This window comes from Zhongshania sp. (assembly GCF_041623545.1).
Lineage (GTDB): Bacteria > Pseudomonadota > Gammaproteobacteria > Pseudomonadales > Spongiibacteraceae > Spongiibacter.
The window spans coordinates 1-5,580 of record NZ_JBFJWS010000210.1 but is presented as its reverse complement, the minus strand read 5'-3'; the positions used below and the strand labels follow the sequence as shown (position 1 = coordinate 5,580).

General features: G+C 51.0%; 6 protein-coding genes. All 6 read right to left on the bottom strand.

Going from position 1 to position 5,580, the window contains the following annotated elements:
* On the bottom strand, positions 1-596 hold a 596-nt coding region (locus ABYT30_RS14665; protein WP_373082168.1), incomplete at its 3' end, for a phytanoyl-CoA dioxygenase family protein.
* 158 nt (positions 597-754) lie between these two features.
* Positions 755-1,372 carry a TetR/AcrR family transcriptional regulator gene (locus tag ABYT30_RS14660; protein WP_373082166.1) on the bottom strand — a complete coding sequence of 206 codons (618 nt, stop codon included), beginning with the start codon at positions 1,370-1,372 and terminating at the stop codon, positions 755-757.
* A gap of 343 nt (positions 1,373-1,715) precedes the next feature.
* Positions 1,716-2,945: a DUF1214 domain-containing protein gene (locus ABYT30_RS14655; protein WP_373097275.1), complete on the bottom strand. Its 1,230-nt coding sequence runs from the start codon at positions 2,943-2,945 to the stop codon at positions 1,716-1,718.
* 179 nt (positions 2,946-3,124) lie between these two features.
* Positions 3,125-4,369 (bottom strand): sulfotransferase, encoded by a 1,245-nt coding sequence (locus ABYT30_RS14650; RefSeq protein WP_373082162.1) that lies wholly within the window; start codon positions 4,367-4,369, stop codon positions 3,125-3,127.
* Between the two features lie 23 nt (positions 4,370-4,392).
* Positions 4,393-5,007 (bottom strand): TetR/AcrR family transcriptional regulator, encoded by a 615-nt coding sequence (locus ABYT30_RS14645; protein WP_373097273.1) that lies wholly within the window; start codon positions 5,005-5,007, stop codon positions 4,393-4,395.
* 428 nt (positions 5,008-5,435) lie between these two features.
* On the bottom strand, positions 5,436-5,561 hold the full coding sequence (locus ABYT30_RS14640) for an aldehyde dehydrogenase family protein (protein WP_373097277.1): 126 nt from the start codon (positions 5,559-5,561) through the stop codon (positions 5,436-5,438).
* Positions 5,562-5,580 lie beyond the last annotated feature (19 nt).

The following is a 5,580-nucleotide window of genomic DNA, read 5'->3' as shown; positions in this document are numbered from 1 at the left end:
CGGCTTTCCATAACGATCAGTGAGCCAGCCGGAGCTTCAATTGCGACCGACGGCGTTTCCCATTCCTCGATCGTCGCTGACCGGCCGAGTTTATGGCTGCCAGGAACCATGCGGGTAGCGCCGGTTTCTTCGGTGAAATCATCCATGCACCAAATGAAATTTAGGCCGTGGGGTTTTGGGCCCCATGGCTGTGGATTTGTCCCTTGATCGGCGTGCAGGGGCATTTCCGTGCTACCGGGGCGAGTGATATTGGCAGAAAAGGTTGAAAGACGAACAGGACCTTCAACAAATTTTTCTATTAGGCCTAAAACTGTTGGGTGTACTGCCAATTCGCAAAAAAGTTGATTGCGGCTGGGTAGGTCCCAGACGCGTTGTGTTGGTGCACCGAACAAGGTGTCGGCGAAATAGGGCTCATCGGCGCGGCCGGCGCGGCGATCGCCTTCGGCTTCACTATTTACTAAGTCGCTCAGCACTTTTAGCTCGGCCGGAGAAAGTAGGCCGCTAATAATGGCAACGCCATGCTCGGCAATGTCTTTTTCGGCTTGTTCTATACTGGACGTGGGTTGTGGAAGTGTCATTTCAAGTGTGGCGGGCATTGGTTGATTCTCCATGAAAAGCAGGCAGCCTGTTTTTTTATGAATACTACAGCGAGCATTTAGGCTCTGTCAAGCCTTGGGGCTCGCATCACAGTAGTCGTTAGAGGTGGCTATATCAGGGCTTTTGGCGTTTTACCGCCGGTTTGTAAGCATGGTCGTTACGGCCGAATCTGTAGGCCTTTGATGAGCGACAGCAATGCGGCGGTGAGCTGCTGCTGTGTTTCTTCGGGGGTGCGAGAGTGGGCAATGGACAGGGAGGCATCATCGAGGGCGGCCATGATCAGGCTGGCCAGTGGTTCAGTGGGCTGTTTGGCGATAATGCCGCGATCAATTAGCATATTAAAGGTATAAACAAGCCCTTCTAAAAGGTACTCGGTTTGAATTGAGCGCCACTGCTGCCAGCCAAGAACGACTGGGCCGTCGATTAAAACAATCCGCTGAAACTCACTGTTGGAGGCAACAAGACGCAGGTATTCGCCAACCGAGAAAATAAGTTGCTTCCAAGGATCCCCCGAAAGCGGTGCCGCAGCTTTGTTCGCCGATGCATAAAATTCCCCGGCAACCTGACGAAAAACCGCTTCGAATAAAATACTCTTATCCGCAAAGTGATGGTACAAGGCCCCTCTGGTTGCACCGGCTTTTGCAACAACATCATTGGTTCCGGTGTCGTGAAAGCCTGTTTGCGAGAAAAGTGAACGGGCGGCGGCGAGTAGGCGCTGTTCTGTTTCGATGGAGCGTGTCTGGCGACGCTTTGGGGTATCGTTAGTTGCCGTCACTTCATGTACCGCGCTGGCGCGTATTGTTTGGGCCGGTAGGTGATGTTGTATCTTTGAATTGGTGTTACAAAAGTCATAGTCATATTTTGTGTTGAGAAAGTGGATTAAGCGCCATTGAAATTTACTCAAGCTGACTAGTATTGCATGGAATTCTAAGTTGCGTAAATGACGAGATGGTTTCCGTGCGGCTCAGTGCTTACGTAATTGCTTTGGTCAGTTTTTGTATTGTAAGTGATTTAATGACAGGCAGGGAGCGTGAGCAAGTCGACACAAAACAGTTGTGGCCTTCGCCTTGTTGTTTTGTGTCTGGATTGCCCAGCTCCACTTTAGTTGAATGGTAAGCTTAGTGGCCGTAGCGCTTTTGCGCGGCGCGCTGTCTATTTAACATGGTGTGTTTGCGTTGCTCTGCGCTAATGAATAGCGTGTCTTCGGGTAAATGTTTGCGGAGCTCGCTAAGTGGCACGCGCTTAGTGCTGGGCACTACAACTTCTTTGAATTTGTAAAAGCGGAGAGTGGCCATGCCGGTTGCCACGCCGGCTGGGTCGAGCCAGTTTGCGACGCCGGGATCAGTGAGTGACAGTACCGCTCTGAAGTGACCATCGGCATCGAGTTGAGCTTGATGGCCGTTAATGGAACTTTGGTGGTAGATGAAGTCCGTGGTCTGTGCCCATAGCGTACCGAGCTGGAAAGACCAATAGCGGGCGTCGACCGGTCCCATATCAATGATCAGGGCCTCGTCAGGTTTGAGGTCGTAAACCATGGTGACGTAAGCGGCGAGCGGATTGCCACCGTGCTGGCCGGCCGTGGCGTCGGGCAGTAGAAATTGGTTGTTGGTGGGCAGTTCATGAATGGAGCGACTGCCCGCCATTATTTTATCTAGCGCGGCTATCATGAATTGGTAGTTGTATTCGACAAATTTCCGAGCTTTATCTATTCGTGCCGCGAGCTCTGCCTCGCTAAAAAATTGCGGCGCATTTTCGTCGCGGTCTAGTGCTTCTATGTGCAAATCCATAGGGTCACTTGCTCCCCAGTCATAAAAGGTTTCGCGTAGCGAGAGCATGACGTTGCGCGCGTTTGGGTCAAGTTTTATCCACTGTTTGCCATCGTCTTTCGGATTCGGGCCGAGAAAAATCTCAAAACTGCCATCTTGGCTGGCGGCCAGTTCATCAAAGTCCAAATGGCCGAGGACGCCGATACCATCATCGCCCCAGAAGCCGCTAAAAACCTGTAGCGTAGACCAAAAATTAGTTTTCTTATTGCCATGTATTCGGTAGGTATGAGCGCCGTCAATAAACGCCATGTGGCTAAGGAAATCTGGGCAGGGCATTCCCCATGAGTATTCCATTGGTGTCGGCATGGCCAGTTGCGCGAAGGCCGGGTATTGCTGCCTTGGTGCAATGTACATATTAAATGCCGACGCCTCCTGGCTGTGCAGGGCGTAAAGTCCTTGCGCGCGAATATCGTCGTCACTTGCGGCGGGGTGTTGTAGTAGTTTTTCGCGCTGCTCTTGCAGCGCGTTCACATAAGCCTGCCATGCGGTTTGGGTTGGTGTCGCATCTTTTTTTATAGCCACAAGTTCTTCCCCTGTATGAGTATTTATTAAATCCCGCGAACTGAGACTCGGTTTTTGATTACTTTGGTATACCTGCAAAACAAGTCCTAGTATTGCTGTTCCACAAGCCAATATCACAAGGCTAATTAGTGCCCGACGAATCCAATTCATAATTTAAGCTACCTATTGGCGCCGCGTTCTTACAGCTCTGAGGGAACACCAAAGTAGCTTTGATATTCATTATACTTTGCCCGCTCTTCTTCAATGCTCAGGCCCGTGTCGGCGAAGGAGTATGAGTGGGAGCCGTGTTTACCCTTGGGTTTGGCGTCAATATATTCGCGGATTTTTTTGGCGAATTCCTCGCTGAAGGGAATGCCCCATTGCGCGTAAAGTTTGTTGACCGCCGCCACCGGGTCGCTGATAAGGTCGGCGTAAAGCACATCGCTAATTTGGTCTTTGGGTAATTCACCGGCTTTGCGCTGATCGGTCATAAGCTGGCAGAGGTAGCTATTGCCGAAAGCGATGCGGCCGAGGTCGGCTTGGTAATTGATCGTGTCGCTGTGAATATATTTAAGGCTGGACAGTAAGTTTGTCACTGAAGCCATAACGGCTAAGGGATCGCGGTGGGTGATGGCGATCTGAGCGTCTGGGTAGGTCTTTAATAAGTAACCCAGGCGATTTAAATGAGTTGGTGCCTTTAGTACCCAGCGCGCTTTAGGGTGTTTCCACTGTAGTAATTGCAGCAGGCGTTTGTGGTAGGCAAAAGAGGGGCTTAAATCGTTGGTGGCCATCCACATATCGTAGCTCGGCACATCAAAGCGGCCGGAAAATAGCTCTGAGGCAAATGAGTAGGCAAACAGAAATATGCACTCGTTGGGCAGGTTGCCACCATTGGCATGCATGGTCCGAATGGCGGGAATAGCCGCTTCCATGAAACGGATCTCGAGATCGGCCTTGGCAATGCGTTCGTCATCAGCAAAGCTGGCTGCTTCTGGGGCAGGAACCGGATACATCATTTCCCATTGAATAGGAACGCGATTGTCCTCATCGAGGGTGAGTAATTCATGCAGTATGCTAGTGCCGGTGCGGCCCAATCCGGTAACAACGTGAACCGGCGCGACAGGCTGCTCGAGAATTTCTGGGTGGCGGCTGAGCAGGTCTTCAACTTGTAGTCGAGCTTGCAAGGTACGCAGAATCTCTGAACGCGCCACAAAGCGACCTAGGCCATTCATATTGGCTTCTTCATTTAGTGCTTTTATCAAGACACGATAGGGCGTGAGAAACCAATCGTCGCCGTAATTGCTTAGCCCAGTGGCATTTCGCGCATCTTCTAATAGTTGGTCCGCGTCGAGTGGTATTAAGTGTTGGCCGCCATCCGTTTGGTTGCTGCTAATGGCGTTAAAGTGTTCTACCCAGCTACTTCTTTCGGGTGGTGTCCAGTTCATAATAATGTCTCCTAGTAGGTTTGTTATTGCTTGGCCAGCGCAAAGAGCCCGGCGGTGATAAAGGCCTTAGTCTGTTTGGCAAATGTTGTTGTGTACTTTTTTTGTTGAATACTGATGCGGTGATGAAGTGGGCCGGCAATGAAATTCCAGCAGTCATCAATATCAGGTCGCTTCTTGAGAGCGCCACTGAGCACTGCGCGGTCAAAGATGGCCGCGAGTATTTGTTTTCTTGGTTCGGTAAAAATTTCTGCAATTTCACGCCGAAGCTGTGGCTCGATTCGTGAGTCCATTTTGTCCAGTGCAACAAAGCTACCGACACCTGATAAGGCTGCGGCAAAGTCGTCTAAGAAGGTTGATAGATCGTTGTCAAAACAACCGCTGTCGGGCGTCTCGAGTATTGGTGTCATCGACCTGAAAGCGTCAAGAATGAGCTCTTGTGAGCTGCGCCAGCGGCGATAAATGGTCGCTGAGGAAACCCCTGAGCGTTTGACGACCGCACTCATGGTAAAGCCCGGATAACCTGTTTCCTGTAGCACTGCGCGAGCAGCGTCTAAAATGGCTTTATCCGCGGTTGCGCTTGGCTTGCGGCCGCGTGTCTCGGTGACCGCAGAAGCTGGCTTGGTGTTTCTATTGTCCATCGGGCCCACTTTTCAGAGTGATGTGGCCTCGCTGTCGCTCGTTTCCTGTTTTCGCTAGCGAGGGGTTCGGTTACTTTATTTCTAAAATCAGTGTTTTCGAAATTATCAAAAAGCTGACGAGTGGTCAACTATATTTAATTTAAATAGCTCAGTCGCGGCTCAGCGCTGCCAGTTGTTGGTGCCGAATGGCAGCTTATGCGGCTAGTTGAGGCTGTGTTTTAAACGGGCTTTTGTTGATCTTCGGCGCGACAAAGGCGCGGTGAAGCTGATCTATAAAGGGGGGAATGAGTTTGCGTGGCGGAGACGGTGCTGGCGATGCAGCTAGGAAGTGGGTGGCGTCATTATTGCCGATGTACAGATTTAAGATATTGAAAATATTCGATATTAGCGGGAGATTAGCCCCGCTAATATCGTGTGGCGTACCGATCTTAGGCTGGAACGCCAACCCCAATAGCTTTGATTTCGGTGAACTCTTCTATACCCTCTAGACCCCACTCGCGGCCCATACCACTTTGTTTGTAACCACCAAAGGGCAGGTCGCCGGTGATGCCCATGCCGCCATTGACGCTGAGG